21 protein-coding genes and 1 pseudogene are annotated in these 16,084 nt (G+C 34.7%); 4 read left to right on the top strand and 18 right to left on the bottom strand.

The features are described 5' to 3' along the window. Positions 1–37: 37 nt before the first annotated feature. The 13 genes and pseudogenes from M0M57_RS12040 to M0M57_RS11980 all read right to left on the bottom strand — a co-directional run bounded on the left by M0M57_RS12040 (position 38) and on the right by M0M57_RS11980 (position 8,823). A complete protein-coding gene (locus M0M57_RS12040) occupies positions 38–343 on the bottom strand; it encodes a hypothetical protein (RefSeq protein WP_248433276.1) in 306 nt (101 codons plus the stop codon). 68 nt (positions 344–411) lie between these two features. Next, positions 412–723, bottom strand: a pseudogene (locus tag M0M57_RS12035) (efflux RND transporter permease subunit); the annotation flags it as partial. 295 nt (positions 724–1,018) lie between these two features. Then, complete coding sequence (locus tag M0M57_RS12030; RefSeq protein ID WP_248433274.1) at positions 1,019–2,479, bottom strand: NAD(P)/FAD-dependent oxidoreductase; 1,461 nt, start codon at positions 2,477–2,479, stop codon at positions 1,019–1,021. Between the two features lie 144 nt (positions 2,480–2,623). Continuing rightward, positions 2,624–3,088, bottom strand: a complete 465-nt coding sequence (locus tag M0M57_RS12025; RefSeq protein ID WP_248433273.1) for a hypothetical protein — start codon at positions 3,086–3,088, stop codon at positions 2,624–2,626. Between the two features lie 236 nt (positions 3,089–3,324). Continuing rightward, on the bottom strand, positions 3,325–4,362 hold the full coding sequence (cydB, locus tag M0M57_RS12020; RefSeq protein ID WP_248433272.1) for a cytochrome d ubiquinol oxidase subunit II: 1,038 nt from the start codon (positions 4,360–4,362) through the stop codon (positions 3,325–3,327). A gap of 11 nt (positions 4,363–4,373) precedes the next feature. Next, positions 4,374–5,720 carry a cytochrome ubiquinol oxidase subunit I gene (locus M0M57_RS12015; RefSeq protein WP_248433271.1) on the bottom strand — a complete coding sequence of 449 codons (1,347 nt, stop codon included), beginning with the start codon at positions 5,718–5,720 and terminating at the stop codon, positions 4,374–4,376. 11 nt (positions 5,721–5,731) lie between these two features. Further along, positions 5,732–6,034: a thioredoxin family protein gene (locus tag M0M57_RS12010; RefSeq protein WP_248433270.1), complete on the bottom strand. Its 303-nt coding sequence runs from the start codon at positions 6,032–6,034 to the stop codon at positions 5,732–5,734. Further along, on the bottom strand, positions 6,031–6,225 hold the full coding sequence (locus tag M0M57_RS12005; RefSeq protein WP_248433269.1) for a hypothetical protein: 195 nt from the start codon (positions 6,223–6,225) through the stop codon (positions 6,031–6,033). Before M0M57_RS12005 ends, M0M57_RS12010 begins: the two co-directional genes overlap by 4 nt. Positions 6,226–6,329: 104 nt before the next feature. Next, positions 6,330–6,785: a methyltransferase family protein gene (locus tag M0M57_RS12000; RefSeq protein WP_248433268.1), complete on the bottom strand. Its 456-nt coding sequence runs from the start codon at positions 6,783–6,785 to the stop codon at positions 6,330–6,332. Further along, entirely contained in the window at positions 6,769–7,380 is a 612-nt protein-coding gene (locus tag M0M57_RS11995; protein ID WP_248433267.1) for a class I SAM-dependent methyltransferase, read from the bottom strand. The genes M0M57_RS12000 and M0M57_RS11995 overlap by 17 nt, the downstream gene beginning before the upstream one ends. Beyond that, on the bottom strand, positions 7,377–7,577 hold the full coding sequence (locus M0M57_RS11990) for a DUF6132 family protein (RefSeq protein WP_248433266.1): 201 nt from the start codon (positions 7,575–7,577) through the stop codon (positions 7,377–7,379). The genes M0M57_RS11995 and M0M57_RS11990 overlap by 4 nt, the downstream gene beginning before the upstream one ends. Further along, on the bottom strand, positions 7,570–7,830 hold the full coding sequence (locus tag M0M57_RS11985) for a heavy-metal-associated domain-containing protein (RefSeq protein WP_248433265.1): 261 nt from the start codon (positions 7,828–7,830) through the stop codon (positions 7,570–7,572). The genes M0M57_RS11990 and M0M57_RS11985 overlap by 8 nt, the downstream gene beginning before the upstream one ends. Positions 7,831–7,845: 15 nt before the next feature. After that, on the bottom strand, positions 7,846–8,823 hold the full coding sequence (locus M0M57_RS11980) for a c-type heme family protein (protein WP_248433264.1): 978 nt from the start codon (positions 8,821–8,823) through the stop codon (positions 7,846–7,848). Positions 8,824–9,044: 221 nt separating this feature from the next. Between M0M57_RS11980 and M0M57_RS11975 the strand changes: the two genes are divergently transcribed. Further along, positions 9,045–9,746, top strand: a complete 702-nt coding sequence (locus M0M57_RS11975) for a peroxiredoxin (protein WP_248433263.1) — start codon at positions 9,045–9,047, stop codon at positions 9,744–9,746. 284 nt (positions 9,747–10,030) lie between these two features. Here M0M57_RS11975 and M0M57_RS11970 read toward each other — a convergent pair whose 3' ends face one another. Together M0M57_RS11970 and M0M57_RS11965 are read right to left on the bottom strand one after the other, a co-directional pair. After that, positions 10,031–10,939 (bottom strand): NAD(P)/FAD-dependent oxidoreductase, encoded by a 909-nt coding sequence (locus M0M57_RS11970; RefSeq protein ID WP_407647488.1) that lies wholly within the window; start codon positions 10,937–10,939, stop codon positions 10,031–10,033. A 106-nt stretch (positions 10,940–11,045) separates the two neighbouring features. Next, the gene (locus M0M57_RS11965) at positions 11,046–12,254 is read right to left on the bottom strand and encodes a GTP-binding protein (protein WP_248433261.1); all 1,209 of its coding nucleotides are present in this window, start codon (positions 12,252–12,254) and stop codon (positions 11,046–11,048) included. Positions 12,255–12,338: 84 nt separating this feature from the next. Here M0M57_RS11965 and M0M57_RS11960 point away from each other — a divergent pair, with 84 nt between their 5' ends. Then, on the top strand, positions 12,339–12,716 hold the full coding sequence (locus M0M57_RS11960; protein WP_248433260.1) for a Fur family transcriptional regulator: 378 nt from the start codon (positions 12,339–12,341) through the stop codon (positions 12,714–12,716). An 82-nt stretch (positions 12,717–12,798) separates the two neighbouring features. Here the strand turns inward: M0M57_RS11960 and M0M57_RS11955 are convergent, their stop codons facing one another. From M0M57_RS11955 to M0M57_RS11945, 3 genes are read right to left on the bottom strand one after another with little or no spacing between them, the layout of a single operon-like run. Continuing rightward, on the bottom strand, positions 12,799–13,812 hold the full coding sequence (locus M0M57_RS11955) for a HipA domain-containing protein (protein WP_248433259.1): 1,014 nt from the start codon (positions 13,810–13,812) through the stop codon (positions 12,799–12,801). A gap of 16 nt (positions 13,813–13,828) precedes the next feature. Continuing rightward, positions 13,829–14,161, bottom strand: a complete 333-nt coding sequence (locus tag M0M57_RS11950) for a HipA N-terminal domain-containing protein (RefSeq protein WP_248433258.1) — start codon at positions 14,159–14,161, stop codon at positions 13,829–13,831. Continuing rightward, entirely contained in the window at positions 14,158–14,361 is a 204-nt protein-coding gene (locus M0M57_RS11945) for a helix-turn-helix domain-containing protein (RefSeq protein ID WP_248433257.1), read from the bottom strand. Before M0M57_RS11945 ends, M0M57_RS11950 begins: the two co-directional genes overlap by 4 nt. 588 nt (positions 14,362–14,949) lie before the next feature. On the opposite strand from M0M57_RS11945, the gene M0M57_RS11940 reads away from it, so the two are divergent. Continuing rightward, on the top strand, positions 14,950–15,237 hold the full coding sequence (locus M0M57_RS11940) for a DUF6922 domain-containing protein (protein ID WP_248433256.1): 288 nt from the start codon (positions 14,950–14,952) through the stop codon (positions 15,235–15,237). Between the two features lie 3 nt (positions 15,238–15,240). Further along, positions 15,241–15,972 (top strand): nucleotidyl transferase AbiEii/AbiGii toxin family protein, encoded by a 732-nt coding sequence (locus M0M57_RS11935; protein WP_248433255.1) that lies wholly within the window; start codon positions 15,241–15,243, stop codon positions 15,970–15,972. Positions 15,973–16,084 lie beyond the last annotated feature (112 nt).

Here is a 16,084-nt window from a genome sequence, read left to right as displayed (position 1 = left end):
AACTTAGTCCCTCTGTTTTTCAGCACCTTAGTACCATTTATATAAATTTTTCTATACTAAATGTTGCTAAATGCACTTTTGATTTGGGTTCTAATTCTTGGTTGAAAGCGAGAATTAAATCATATAATTTTTCCAAATTTTCAACCGGAACAAAGGCATAAAATGCAATGGATTCGTTTTCGTTTACTTCGCTTCCAAACCAATTGGATGCCAAGGCTTCTTCGGATAAATCTTTAAATCCGGTTACATCACGATACGAATAGGTTTTTACACCGGATTGTTTGAGCAAATGCTGTATCTCTCGTTTGAAAGAATGGACAGCGGTTATTAATACTAGTTTCATTCTTTTGAGTTGCTGAGTTACTGAGTTGCTGAGTTGCTGAGATTTTGCTAATTACTATTCACTAATTACTAATCACTTTTCTTTTCCCATTTTTTGCGTTCGGTGATGTAATAAATCAATGGAACTACAATTAAAGTTAAGAGTGTCGATACAATCGCTCAGGCAACTAACGAAATCGCTAATCCTTGAAAAATCGGGTCGAATAGGATAATCGAGGCTCCAATTACAACAGCTCCGGTGGTTAATAAAATTGGTGTGGTTCGCACGGCTCCGGCTTCAATGATTGCTTGTTTTAATTCGATTCCGTCGTTTAATCTAATTTCGATGAAGTCAATTAATAAAACCGAGTTTCGAACCATTACACCAGCCAAAGCAATCAAATCATTATGCAATTAAACGAATTTGAAAATGATTTAAAGGTTAAATAAAAAAAGGACACTTTATAAAAAGTGTCCTCCATTCAACCAATAAAAATTATTTCAACCTCTAGAAATAATCTACGTTCGCGTACCGCCATGACCACCGGCTACAATTTTTAAAATTCTTATATTTAAATAGAAAAATTTAAAAAACTGCAAAAATGGATTTTGCATTTTACGTTTTTGAGAATTTGATATTCTTTGCATAATTATGTTTTTATTTAGGAATTAACTTTTGTAGGTTTATCCCCGAAATTTATTCAGGAATCAACCACCAAAAAGGCTTCATTTTTGCTTTGTAAAGAAAGGCGTAATGAAGTGAAAGTTTTACCCAATGTCCGGCCAAACCTATGTCACCAAATGTTTTCTTAATATCTCTACCGCCTGTTTCGCTATATTTTTTATAATCGGGCACAATTGGAAAAGTAGTTATACTTACGCCACTACCTTGCGTTAATCCGTATCCGGCAGAAGCAATGCAAGCTGCCCCCATGTTACCTAATGAACCTTTGTGTTGCAATGATTCTTTTCCTGATTTAATAGAATCGATAATATTATCAGCTACTAATTTTGCTGTAATTCCCGAAGGCATTCCTGTTCTAGGTGGTGATGGAAAAATTTCTGTTCCGTTTCTACTTTTTCTTGGTCTTGAAATAGAATGTGGCGGAGCAAAAGCAATTCCGGGTGCGAAAATATTTTTATAACTTGGGTTTTGATAGGTTTCGGGCCAATCTTGAACAGTCCATTCTTCATAGGGTTTTGGAGTGTAATCTGCATCAACGACCATAAAACCTCGAAATAATTTTTCAGTAATATTTTGTCCAACTTTATCAAAAGCTTGAAATCCGTGACCTGAAAAAGACGGAATTAACATAGCAAAATCGAACATTTCTGTTTTAAATTCGCCTTCTAAATTTTCGTAATGCATGATTCCGTCTTCAACTTTGTTAACGGCTGCACCTAAAATCCACTTGATTCCTCTGTCTTCAAAAATCATTTCGATCATATCTTTCGATTTCATATTGAAACCGTTGTATTCCATGAGCATGCCGTCCATACCAAAATCACCTAATTCATATTCGTTGGAAATCCATGTAATTTCAACTTTATTGCGAACACCGAATTTTTGCAATTCTTTTTCCACATTCAAAATATATTCAAAGGCTGCACCTTGACAGGTTGCTTTTCCATGTCCTGTTCCGATGAGAATTTTGGCTTTTTTATCCGACTTTTTTAATTGATTTATTAATTTATGAAGTGCTTCCGAAGCATGTTCGGCATGATCATACGTGCAAACAGAATATACTTTATTGGTTGCTGGTTGTAAACCTTCGGTTAACTCAAAAGCTAATTTGGGTCCGGTAGCATTTATTAAATAGTCGTAGGTCACTTTTTCTTGTTTGCCTAGATTTTCGCCAAAAACACCTTCTACTAAAATAAACGGTTTTGTTTCTGAAGCATCACCTTCCGGATGAAAAGAAACGGCTTTGGCTTGTTTATAGCCAATTCCTTTTCGCTTGTAAAGAGGTTCTAGAGGAAAAATGACTTCTTTTGATTTCATTCTACCTATTCCAACCCAAATATTAGAAGGAACCCATTGGTAATTTCGATTGGGAGAAACGACCACTACTTCATGCTCTTTTGATAATTTTCTTCTTAAATGAGCTGCTGCAGTATGTCCCGCTATGCCAGCTCCTAAAACTACAATTTTTGTCATTTTTTCTGAAATATTTTACTAAAGTAGAATGAATCAAGATGATAGAAAGCAACAAATGTTACATAGAATAAATATTTAAAAAACCGATAACTAAAAATCGGTGATTAGACTTTCAATTATCGGTTTAAAAAAAATACAATCTAGTTATTGATTAGCTCCTCTTCTATTTTTACCTTGTCGCCATCCGTTCCATTTTGGAAAACCTTTGTCGTTTCTTAGTTCTAAAATATAATCTCCTTTTTCTATCGTTTTAGCAATAATAGCAGGTTTATTTTCATAAGTAACTTTTGAACCATTTACAGTAATTTCATCACCAACTGCAAAATGGACATCTTGATTATCTAAAAACCAATCTGGACCGAGATGCACAGAAATTAGTTCATTTTTAACCGTTTTCATGGTTAAATGAATTCCTGTAGACATTCCTTTTTCAGGAATTATTTTTTCAACCTTTTCAACCTTACCCTTTATCTCGATAACAGTAGCCGTATTGTATAGCCTGTTATAATTTGTATTGGTACCCCATCCACCACTTCCACGTTGAGCCAATCCTAAAAAAGGCAACAACAAAAAGAATAAAACCCATGTTTGAATTTTAAAATTTTTCATGATAATAATAATTTAAATTTGTGAATATTCACATCATTAAAATTACTATTTAGAGACAGTTCTAAACATGATAAATATCATTCTTAACAACTCATTAACAAGAGTTTAATTGAAGAAAAAATTAAGATTTACAAAGTAGAATATAACTCAATTTTTGTTCTTACATTTTAGCTTAGAACACTAAAAAGATAACAAAATATTGAAAAATCTAATGTTGATTATCTAGACTAAAAAAATTAATAACTGGTATCGTCTAATTTTACTTTTCCATGAAAAGTTCGATATAGAAAAATAAAATAAAAAGCCAGTAGTGGAGCTCCAATCAATACAATTGTAAGCATGATTCCAAGCGATTTTTGTGAAGAGGCAGCATTGTAAATGGTAATACTATATTCCTGATTAATTGTCGAAATTAATAATGTGGGATACAATTGAAAAGCCACTAACATGAGTAAAAATGCCATTGTTAATGATGAAAATAACAATGCTTGAAAATACTTCTTCTTAGAAACCAAACGTGGCACATTGGCAACAGCTAAAAAAGCCAATATAGGAATGATAAAAAAAAGTGGATTTTCTCGGAAATTATCTGTTACACCCGGAATAAAAATCAACGTATAAAGCGAAGTAATTGAAAAACTGATAATGAAAAATATCATTCCTTTACGGAGTAAAAAAGTGAGTCTGGCATGTAAACGACCTTCCGTTTTTAATAGCAAAAAAATAGCTCCTTGGGTCATAAAAAGTGATAATGTTGTGAAGCCCGTCATCAAAGCATAAGGAGATAAAAAGGTGAAAAATATTCCACCCTGATAAGAATAATTAGGTCCGATAGCAAAACCTTGCAACACATTTCCCAATACTACACCCAATAAAAAAGCAATTAAAGTATTGGAAATAAAATAAATATAATCCCAAGATGTTCGCCACCATTTCATTTCTTCGGCACTTCTGAATTTGATTGCGGCAGAACGTAAAACCAATAACATTAAAAACAACATAAACGGAATATACATGACTGAAAGCATTGTTGCATACATCACCGGAAAACCGGCAAAAAGTGCTCCACCTCCTATAATTAACCAAACTTGATTGGCATCCCAAAGCGGTCCAATAGCATTTATCGCAATGCGGCGACTTTCATCTTTTCTTAAAAATAAATGCCAAGCACCTGCACCATAATCAAAGCCTTCTAAAATAGCATAACCCGAGAATAACAAGCCAACCACTAAATACCACAAAGTTGGGTAATCAATACCTAAAAAAGTTTCCATGTTTTCCATTATTAAATTGAATTAAAGTTAGCTTCTTGCTCATCATAAGGGCCGTGTTTGATTTTTTTGTTAAGTGAATACAAAAACAATAAAAACAAAAGCGTATAAATCACTAAAAATAAAATCAATGAAAATAAAATTTGGTTTGCCGAAACTTCCTGTGAAAATCCCTCACTTGTGCGAAGATGACCATATACAATCCAAGGTTGTCTTCCCATTTCGGCAGCAAACCAACCGGCTTGATTGGCAATTTGCGGCAATAAAACGGAAAAAGAAAAGATCCATAATATCCATTTCGTTTCAAATAATTTCCCCCTCCACCATAAAAAACAGGCGTAGAAAGTTAGAGCAATTAAAAACATTCCAATTGAAATCATGATGTGATAAAACTGAAAAACAGCATTGACTTGACTTGGTTGATCTTCTTTTGGGAAGGCATTCAATCCAGTTACCGGAGCTTGAAAATCCTGATGAACTAAAAAAGATAATCCACCGGGAACTGCAATTCCGGAAACTTCTTGTTTTTCATTATCCACCCAACCTAAAATATACAAATCTGCCGGAGCAGAAGCTTCATAATGTCCTTCCATTGCTGCCAATTTAGCCGGTTGATTCTTCGCCACGCCATCTGCTGAGCTATGACCGGAAAGTAACTGAGTAAAAGAAACAATCGTTGCTACTACCAAAGCAATTTTAAATGCTTTTTTAGAAATGGCTTCATACCTACCTTTCCTTAAGTAGTATGCATGCACACTTAAAACTAGAAAGGCACCTGCTAAGAAGGCACCTTGCCAAACATGAATAATTCTGTCTACACTGGAAGGATTGAAAACCATTTCCCAAAAATCGGTCACTTCTGCTCTGGCATTAAACCCTTCTCCAACGATATGATAGCCGGCAGGTGTTTGTTGCCAACTGTTTGCTACAACAATCCATACGGCAGAGAACATTGAGCCTAAAAAAACACCAATCGTAGAAATAAAGTGAACTTTTGGTGAAACGCGATTCCATCCGAAAATTAAAATACCCAGAAAAGTACTTTCTAAACCAAAAGCAAACAAACCTTCTGCGGCCAAAGCACTGCCGAATATATCGCCAACATAGCGGGAATAAACGGCCCAATTGGTACCAAATTCAAATTCCATGATAATACCTGTTGCTACACCGATTCCGAATGTAATAGCAAAAATTTTAAGCCAAAAACGGGTTAAAACTTCGTATTCTTTATTTCCTGTTTTGAGATAAAGTCCTTCAAAAATCACCATTAATAAACCTAATCCAATACTTAAAGGCGGATAGATATAATGAAAAGCTATGGTGAAAGCAAATTGTATTCGAGCTAAAATTTCAACATCCATTGTGTATTTTTTTAAGATTCAATTTCTACTATTTTTTTAATGATTTCATCTTTTGAAAGCACTTCTTTTGCTTCCCAAATTAATTTACCCTCGACAAAAAGTGCCAGAAGAGGCAACGAATCAATTTGTAATTCATTAAATGTTAAAGGCAAATTGTTAATTTCTAAGGTATGAATTTCAACCCTCTCACCAATGGCTTTTTTAACCTCTTGCAGAGTTGGATCAATCATTTGGCAAGAATCACACGTTGACGATTTAAAATTAATCAATACCAAATTATTTGATTGAATGATGGATAAAATTTCATTTTTCATTTTGAATCTGAATTAGGTAGTTGACAATTTCCACTACTACACGTATTCAATAAGGCTTGAAAAAGAAAAAAAGCAGCAAAGAATAAGAAAAAATACTGTTGAGTAGTGATGGCATGGTAAGCAATTCCGATAGCGATAATTAATCTAATCCATCGCATTAGATGCCAGTTAGTGAAAAGTAATTTTTTCATCTTTAGAAAGTTTGTCGTAAAAGTAATTTATGGCTATAATCTAAAATGTAACATGTATTACATAACTACAACAATATTTACTACTTCTTTAATAAAATAACATATTAACGTTTTATTTTCGGAAAAAACCGTCCTACTTTCTCCTGATATTCCTTATACGAATTGAATTTTTGAGCAAGTTGTTTCTCTTCATAGGTTGATTTTAAATAAAACCAAATGAATAACAAACCTGCAATTAAAAGTTTATAAATTGAATACTTATAAAGTGCATAACCAAACGCTACCATTAAAATTCCGGAGTAAATGGGATGCCGACTGTATCGAAAAAATCCGTGAGTAAGTAAAACTGCTTTTTGGGTTGGTGTAGGAAAAACAGTTAAGTTGGTTTTCAATTCAAAAACAGTCAATAGTGCAATCATAAAACCGATAAAAGCAATAACCATTCCGAATGTTGCTAACGGTTTTGGAATAGCTAATGGTTGAAAAAAATCAAACATATAGATTCCAAAAAGAAGAAATTGGATAACAACAAAAATGTAATCTTTACTCGTTTTTTTCATGTTTTGTTCCAATAAACCGAATGACCGCACCTTTTCCTTGGTGATACGAACCTTCTGCTAAATCAATAATTGCTGTTTTAAGAGAGTCGAAACCAATGGATGGAAACTCGTCTGTTACTTCCTCTTCCGAAAAAAGCATAGCTAGTTCTTTTGGTCCACCGGAAGTAAATTGCAGTTGATTTTTTTCAAAAGCTTCAAATAAAATTTTGCCATTAGGTTTGAGAAAAGAGATCAACTTTTGATGAGCTTGTTTGCGAATTACTGCCGGAAAATGGGCAAAAATGAATACTATCGCATCAAAACTTTCAGGTTCAAAGGATAAATCCATCACATCAGAAACTAGATAATCAAGTTGTACGTTTTGCTCTTTGGCAAGTGTTAAAGCCTTCGCTTTAGCCAATTCACTGTAATCAAAAGCAAAAACATCGTATCCATTTTGAGCTGCAAAGACAGCATTTCTCCCCTCTCCTTCCGCCACAAATAAAACTTTACCTTTAGGTAGTTGATGTAAATTTTCTTTTAGAAATTGGTTTGGTTCTTTACCGTAAGCAAACTCCTTTTCAGCATAACGTTCGTTCCAAAATTGTTTCATCATTCTTTTTTCTTGGGGGAAGTTACAAACAAGTTAAACAATAAACCACCCATTAAACCTCCATATAATGTACTGTTTAATGGTTTGGAGGTGATGGCACAGGTTCCGCTCAAGCAACCAATATAATGATAATAGGCATAACCCAAAATCAGTCCGACTACAACCCCTATTCCTGTAATTATTAATTCTTTTTTACTCATTTAGTTTACCAATGGCACAATTTACATATGATTTAGCTTTTTTTAAGACAGAATTACTTCCTTTTTCAGGGTAACCCAATTCATTTAATTTAGACAATATCGTAGATTTTTGAACTAAACCCGTTACATAAATGGTGTTTTTTTCAATATTAATTTCTACATCATCCACTTCTTCCATCTTTAATAAATTTGACTTTATGCTATTCACACAACCACCACATTTAATATTTTCGACCTCAATAAATACGTTCATTTTTATCTTTTTAAATTATTTTTTAAAAGAAATACTCCAAATCCCTCGTACTTCATTTTCATCATATCCAACCGCCAAATCCTTGGAATATAATTTCAATATTTGACGTTGCACTTCCGGTTTGATTTGTTTCCCGTGACATTGCAAACACATAGTATTGGTTTCTATCGGGTAATAAAATTGAATTTTATCTCCTTTTTCAAGAGCAACAGGTTTGATGACTTTTTTATCAACCAAATCTTTTTTAAATTGAGCAATATAGTATAATTCCTCTGCATTGGCTTTGTTATTAGGGTTTCGATTCTTGTCGGAAACTCTTTTTATAGTAGCATTAAACTGCGTTGACATACTATCCGTTAAAGGGATGGCTTGAATGTTACAAAATGTCAAGGCTTCCATAGTTCCTTTTTGTTGAATCGCTTCCATTAAGTTCTTGCCTAATACTTTTTTGGTGCCTAATGCATAATCTAAACCAATATCAGCATACGTTTTAACTACTTCAACTTCTTCTAATTTTTTACCGGATTGTGTCCAATTTTCATTTCCGTGACTTTCCCAATGTGCTTTAAACCATTCGGGTTCTTCAATTTGATAGTCATACATAAAGGCAGCAATTTTTTCTATACTACCTTCCGGAAAAGCTTGTTTTGGCATGAGTCCATGTTTTTTAACTGCACCATACATTAGGGCTTTTTCTTCTGTAGGATTAGCTACAAACGCTTTCACATTTTCAATAAATTCGGCTTCGTTATACCCTTCTCTATCAATATATCTGGCTTTGATGGCTACCATTGGTGGTGCAATTCTTCCTTGATTTTCATCAGCTAACGGACTATGGCATAGATAACAATGGGTTTCCATTAATTTTTTCGCTTCAAGTGGGTCAAAAGTGGAAGCAATAGCATTTTCTTCCTCTACATTTTGGTACTCTTTTTTCCCATCTTGACAACTTGTCAAAAATAAAATAGCTAATAGAAAACTTATAATTTTCATGTTACTTGGTATTTTTTTCAAAAGTAAACAATCATTATATGTTAAGTTGTAACGTATGTTACAGAAGGCATTAATTAAAATTTAATAATAAATAACAAAAATCTATCGTTTAAGAAAATTAATAGAAAAATACTATGTTATGAAACTTTTGTTACAATCCATATAAAAAAAACAGTTGAAATTTGTGCCATTAAAACATAATAATTTATAAAAACATAAAAATGGAAAACCAAGTATTTATGCCAAGAATTGGTGAACAAGCACCTGAATTTACAGCAATTTCAACACAAGGAACTATCAACTTCCCAAAAGATTATGAAGGAAAATGGGTAATCTTTTTTAGTCATCCGGCAGATTTTACACCGGTATGTACCTCAGAGTTCATGACTTTTGCAAGTATGGAAAAACAATTTCAAGAAGCAAACTGCGAATTATTAGGATTATCGGTGGATGGTTTGTACAGCCACATTGCATGGTTGAGAACCATCAAAGAAAAAATTGAGTACAAAGGAATGAAAAATGTAGAAGTGAAATTCCCTTTGATTGAAGACATTACAATGGAAGTATCTAAAAAATACGGAATGATTATGGAAGGCGAAAGTAATACCAAAGCGGTAAGAGCGGTATTCTTTATCGATCCGAAAGGAACTATCCGCACCATTTTGTATTACCCATTAAGCATCGGACGGAATTTTGATGAAATTTACAGAGCTTTGATTGCATTGCAAACCGCAGATGCCTTTGATATAGCATGTCCGGCAGACTGGAGACCAGGTGATGATGTTATTGTACCTACTGCTGGCTCATGCGGAGTAGCTAAAGAACGTATGGATGATACTGAAAACTTAGATTGTAAAGATTGGTTTTTCTGTACCAAAAAGTTAGATAAAGATTTGGTTTTAAAAACTATATTAAAAAAATAAATACAGCGAATTTCACGTAATAGCCGCTCTCGAAAAAGAGCGGCTTTTTATATCTTATCACTGAAAATAAAATACACTTAATTATTTTATTTTGATTTTATGATTCTTTTCATAGTATGCCAAATAGCACAAATACTCTAGTAATAAATTTTCGAAACACACAGTATAAATTCGGGAATTTACCACTCAAAAAAAGCAGCAATAAAGCATTCATTAAAATTCCATTTAACTATTTTTCAAATCGTTCTGCGTATAATATGACTGGAATGGTTAGGGTTTCACGCCTAAAATTCTTCTTCAGTCATAATGTTATTTGTCATGGCACCTACAAGACTACCTGTAGATACTGCATTGGCTACTGAACGCATTGGACTTGAATTATCGCCACAGGCAAAAACATTCGTCACGGTTGTTCTTTGAAACATATCTACTTTCAAAAGACCTTGTTCTGTGAGTTCGCACCCCAGCATTTCGGGAATCTTGCAATGTTGTTCAAAGTCGGGACGTGAATAAATGGCTTTTAGGTCAAAAGTCGAATGATCATTGAAAACAATCTGTTGAATATGACCGTTTTCATGTTTCAAGTAGGCAATTTCTTTTTCAATGATCGGAATGTTGTGCTTGGTAATTTTGTCAGTTTGCTCTCTCGTCAAAGTAGAGGTCCCGTTAGTAAAAATGGCCAGGTCTTTTGTCCAATTGCGAATGAGTTGGGCATAATGCAGTGCAAAATCACCATTGGCCAAAATACCTGTTTTTTCATCTTTCACTTCATAGCCGTGACAATACGGGCAATGAATGACCGAAACTCCCCAACAATCTGAAAATCCTTTGATATCAGGCATTATATCCTTTACACCGGTTGCAAAAACAAGTTTTTTGGCTGTGAATGCCAGACCACTTTGTGTAGTTAATTCAAAACCTTTTTCGGTTTTCTTTCCGTCAACAGCAAAATCACTCAAGAATTTTACAGACTTATATTTCAAAACCTGAGCTTTGGCTGCGGCGGCAATTTCACTTGGTTTCGCCCCGTCTTGTGTGATGAAATTATGTGAATGTGGCGTTTGTCGGTTGCAGGGCAATCCGCTGTCAATGATTAAGACATTGCGTAAAGCTCTTCCCAAAGCCATTGCGGCAGAAAGGCCAGCATAGCTTCCGCCGATGATGATTACATCATAATTTTTGTTGACGTTCATAAGATTAAATTTTTCAAAAGAGGTTAGCGGAAAAGGCAATGCCATTGCTGTTAGTGCAAGTCCGCCTTGTTTGATAAGGGTTCTCCTTGTTATTTTGTTGTTCATTTTAAATGTTTTTCGGAAAAGGATCATTGAACGTTACGCCATTGTCAAACTGATAGTTTTCTTGCTCCTGCAGTAAACATTTTTCAAGTTCCATTATCATCACTTCTTGATCAATATCCTGACCAATAAATACAAGCTCATTCATTCTGTCTCCCCATTGCCTACTCCAACGCCCTTCAATCTCCTCCTGATTATCCATAAATGAAGCATAGCTCATACGTTCGTTAAACGGCATACTTGCCCACCAAACACCGGCTCTTTCAATTCGTGTTGAACCTCCTGCCTGGCTAAAATTAATAGCATCATCGGGTCGTGAAGCCAGCCAAAACAATCCCTTGGCTCGGATAATCCCGCTTGGATAGGCTTCATTCAAATAATTCCAAAACCGTTCCGGATGAAAGGGCTTTTGATTTCGGAACACGAAAGAAGAAATACCGTATTCTTCTGTTTCTGGAGTGTGTACCCCATTTTCTAATTCTTTTTGCCAGCCTGCTGAGGTTTGGGCTTCTTCAAAGTCAAATAGGTTGGTGTTTAAAATTTCCTTCAGTTCAACTTTGCTAAAATCTGAAGTTAGAATTTTTGCACCTGGGTTTAATTTTTGAATAGATGCTTTCAAAAGCCCAACCGTTTTGGTATCTACCAAATCTGTTTTGTTTAAAATAATCACATTGGCAAATTCTATTTGATCGGTCAGCAGGTTCACAATGGTTCTATAGTCGCCATCCATATCGGTTAGATTTCGGTCTGCCAATAATTCGTTAGTACCAAAATCATTAAAAAAATTAAAACAATCTACTACGGTAACCATAGTATCAATATAGCTGAATTTAGACAAATCTATCGCACCGTCTTCACTTACAAAACTGAAGGTTTGTGCCACAGGAATGGGCTCACTAATGCCTGTACTTTCAATAAGCAGATAATCAAAACGGCCTTCTTTGGCTAACTTTTCTACTTCCACCATCAAATCTTCTCGAAGCGTACAGCAGATGCAACCATTACTCATTTCTACAAGCTTTTCTTCGGTTCTCGAAAGCACATTTTGTTCGCTCACAAGTCGTGCATCCACATTTACCTCGCTCATATCATTAACAATTACAGCAACTTTCAAGCCTTCTTTGTTATGCAAAACGTGGTTGAGCAAAGTGGTCTTTCCTGCTCCAAGGAAACCGCTCAAAACGGTTACGGGTAATTTTTTTTCAGACATCATAATTGATTATTAATGCAACATTGTTGCAAAAATAAACATTATCTTTGTAAACACAACAATGTTGCATTAAAGAAAGTCAAGAAAATGAAACAGTCAAGAAATACAGTAGCCAAATCAGCTATTTTAAACCTCATTACGCAATCCGGAATGGCTTTGTCAGCAGCAGAAATCCAAGTAGCATTGGACGGCTTGTGCGACAGGGTAACAACTTACAGAGTATTGGAAAGGTTGATCGAAGAAGATGTTATTCATAAGGTGGTCAATGTTGACGGTGGCGTCAAGTTTGCCGGTTGCCATAGTTGTGCAACACTTCACAACCACAATCACATCCATTTTAGCTGTCAGAAGTGCAAGACGGTCACTTGTCTGGAAGACGTCAAACCATCGTTTGAACTACCTCAAAAATATAAGGTCACCGAAGTTAATTTTACAGTCTTGGGGTTTTGTCCGCAATGTTCATGAGTTTGTTTTCTCCTCATAAATCTTTCCCCTCAGAGAAATACCCGCAATCCAAGTAATAAATAAACATTAAAACACTGCAAGATCACACCTTCGCCAACTGTTTCAATCGACCCTGATAAGACTGCAAATAATTCCGTTTGGTCGTGTCATTCAAAAAAGAGGCGGCTACCATTTTTTCAACCAAATCAGATTTAAAGAGCATCAACGCCATAATGGCTTGAAAATTCTTTTCACCAATTCCGGCTAGCTCCGCTAATTTGGCAAATTGCAAACCTATTTTACCTTGAGCCAAATTTTTAGGCAATAAGCCATCGTCCAAGGCAAAATCTTTATCATCTATATGAATACGACTATTGAGCAAGTCATAAGCCGGACTCAAACGATAGTCGCCCATCGACGTTTCAATAACAGAAAAATTTTTAAAATGAGCGTCTCCATTCGAAAAAAGATAATTAAACACCAATAATTTCAATAGCTTGGGAGCTTCGATTTTATAAGTGGGCAAATGCCTTTGCATCAACTCAAACAGTTCTAAATAGTTGCCCAAATATTTGTAATCAGTACCATGTGTTTGCGGTGTTCGCTGTGCCAAAGAAGCAAAATCTTCTTGAGCTAATTTTGAACCATCGCTTTGAACATCAAATCGTTTAGTGATGTAGGCTGGAGTACCATCTTTAAAAAAAATCATCGCATTTTCCGCTGTTTCTACGCCATACAGTTGACGGGCTATTTGCATGGTTAAATGTTCATTGGCAGGCATTTGATCGGGTTTCTTTCCGGCACTGGGAATAGGTTTCAATATATAGGTGCCTTGCTCATTTTCAGCTATGAGTCGTAGTTTGTTTTTTTCAAGGAGAACAGAAAATTTTTCTTGAACACCGGATATCGACATTTGTCTTCGGTTTTCCTCAAACAGAGCATCTGTTTCGGCATTAGAAGCAGGAGAAACATAAGGCAAAATATGATGCACTTTTTTACCTTGAAACACTCTGTTTAAAGCAGTTTGGCTATAGGTGTTAAACCCGCTGGCTAATGTTCCCGGACAATGTGTAAAGGTCAATAAATCGGTATCGGTTACGATGTCTTTTGCTTTCATAAATAGCGATTATACGTTATACTTCCTGGGCTATTTCAATAACACGTACAGCCCCTATGCTGTCATTCTTGGCAGTGGTAAGCAACAAACCAAAATAGTCTTTACGGTCAATTCTATTTAATTTGCAAACAACCTGCTTGTTAGAACCTTCGGGGAGCAAATTATAAAAAAAAGGAAAAAGATAGGGTGACTGATACTCCTGCTGTACTTTAGGTAAACCCAAGCTAATGGCGGGCTTATTCTCGTTGGTAAACCAGGCATCATGATAACGAAAGCTAAACGAACCATCATCATGCTGGATTAAAATTCCAGCCTCTTCATTTTTAAATAGTATTTTAGCACTTCTCATGTACCAATCGCTTTAACTTTTAAGCAAACTTCCATACCTAACACGTCGGCTACCTTTTGCAAGGTCAACAACGTAGGGTTTCCTTTTCCGCTCTCCAGCTGTTTCAAGGTCCGCAAGCCAACGCCTGATAGTTCCGCCAAGGTCTCTTGTGTAACTTGCAAAACTTCCCTACGTTCTTTGATGGTTTGTATGATTTCCATAAAGTGCATTATATAGCATTATTTAATACAAATATAAAACTATTTTTCTATTTCACAACAAAAAGAGCATTAAAAAGCACTATTAGGTATTTAAAAGGCAATAATCAAAGTAAGAGCGTCAAAAAGTGCAGCAAAAAGCACTTTTAAGAGATAAAAACAACAACCTGCTTAAGTCCAAATTGGCAAAAAATTCCAACCTATTCCACAATGTTCACAAACTATATTTGTTCACGTTTCCGTGAACATTAAATAAAAGTGAACAATCTATTATTTTTGACATATCCCATTCGCGAAACACTACACATTATGTAGTAAATAGCAAACAAAATTTAGCAGTGAAACAAGATTTCATAGCTACACTAAATACAACGCCCTCCACATCTACAACGTCTCCCCCTCCTTCGGAGGGGGCCGGGGGGAGGAAAAAGACAACATTTCTTCAAAAAAGAATTAAGAAAAACTAACTTGATTTAAACTATTGCATGAATGACTATTGATATAAATAAAAATTTATACTTTTGTATACTAGTATAATGATAACCAATATGTAGAGTTTATATTGGTATGATAGTTGATTAATACTAAATAATGAAACCAAAAGTAAACATAGCGTCAATTTTACCTAAACACCTTTTTTGGGATATGGATTTTGAAAAGTTAAGTCTGGAGAAAGATAAAGCTATCATTATCCCAAGAGCTATGTATGCAACAACTCCGGATACTTTTGAGCAAGACATTAAAAGATTAGAGCAATTATATACGCCTAGAGTTATTGTAAAATACCTTAAAAACACGAAAGAAAACATTAGTAATAAAGTTTGTGTTAGTGTGGCAAAAAGATATAAAGTAGAACCTTTTCTTCGGTATTCGCTCTAAAAAATGACTGCGGTTTCTCCAACTATTGTCAAAACAATTCTTCAATTACAAAGTTTGCCTTCATTAGCCAATTTTGGTTTAGCCGGTGGAACCAATTTAGCAATACAGTACAACCACAGAATTTCAGATGATATTGATTTATTTTGTCCCGAAATCATCGGTTTAGAGGGTTTTAATAAAATTCAAGAAGAGGTAAAAGCTCATTTTGGTAAGAGTGCCGGAAATTTTGATAACCCGTGTGATATAAATGATCAATATTCTTTTTTAAGATTTTTTATTGACACTGAAGAGGGAATAATGATAAAAGTGGATGTTTTACAAAATATGAAACATCTTTTCAAAATGGATACGATCAATAACATTCGATTATTCAGTAAAGCCGATATTGGTTTATACAAACTAGTTAGTTTGGCCAATCGTTCTACTAAAAAAGACATTTACGATTTAGATTTTATAACGGATGAGATAAAATTAAGCACACTCTATGAAAGTCTAAAAGAGAAAGCTGAAAAATTCAATAAAGAAGAGCATAAAACAATTTTTGATTTAGATAAAAACCAATCTGTTTTAGATAACCTTGAACTACTAATTAGTTTTGACAACATCACAACTTCTTCAAAATTTCCAACACATACACTCGATACTATTAAAATTACTGAAGGCAGTAAAACGTTGGTAGAAGCCAGATATAAGTTGGCGTTCAAAAGTACGAGAATTATATGCTTTTTTAGGTAAGGATTTTCCAAAACCAAAAGGGATAGATATTTCATAATCACTATCTCTTTCGGCTTGATAAAAACTATAATACCGTTCAACTTATCTGCATCATCTCCCTCTCCTTCTTGTC

Origin of the sequence: Flavobacterium azooxidireducens (genome assembly GCF_023195775.1) — a bacterium.
GTDB classification, from domain to species: domain Bacteria; phylum Bacteroidota; class Bacteroidia; order Flavobacteriales; family Flavobacteriaceae; genus Flavobacterium; species Flavobacterium azooxidireducens.
Note: the sequence above shows the minus strand (reverse complement) of the source record. Positions and strands in the feature narration are given on the sequence as shown.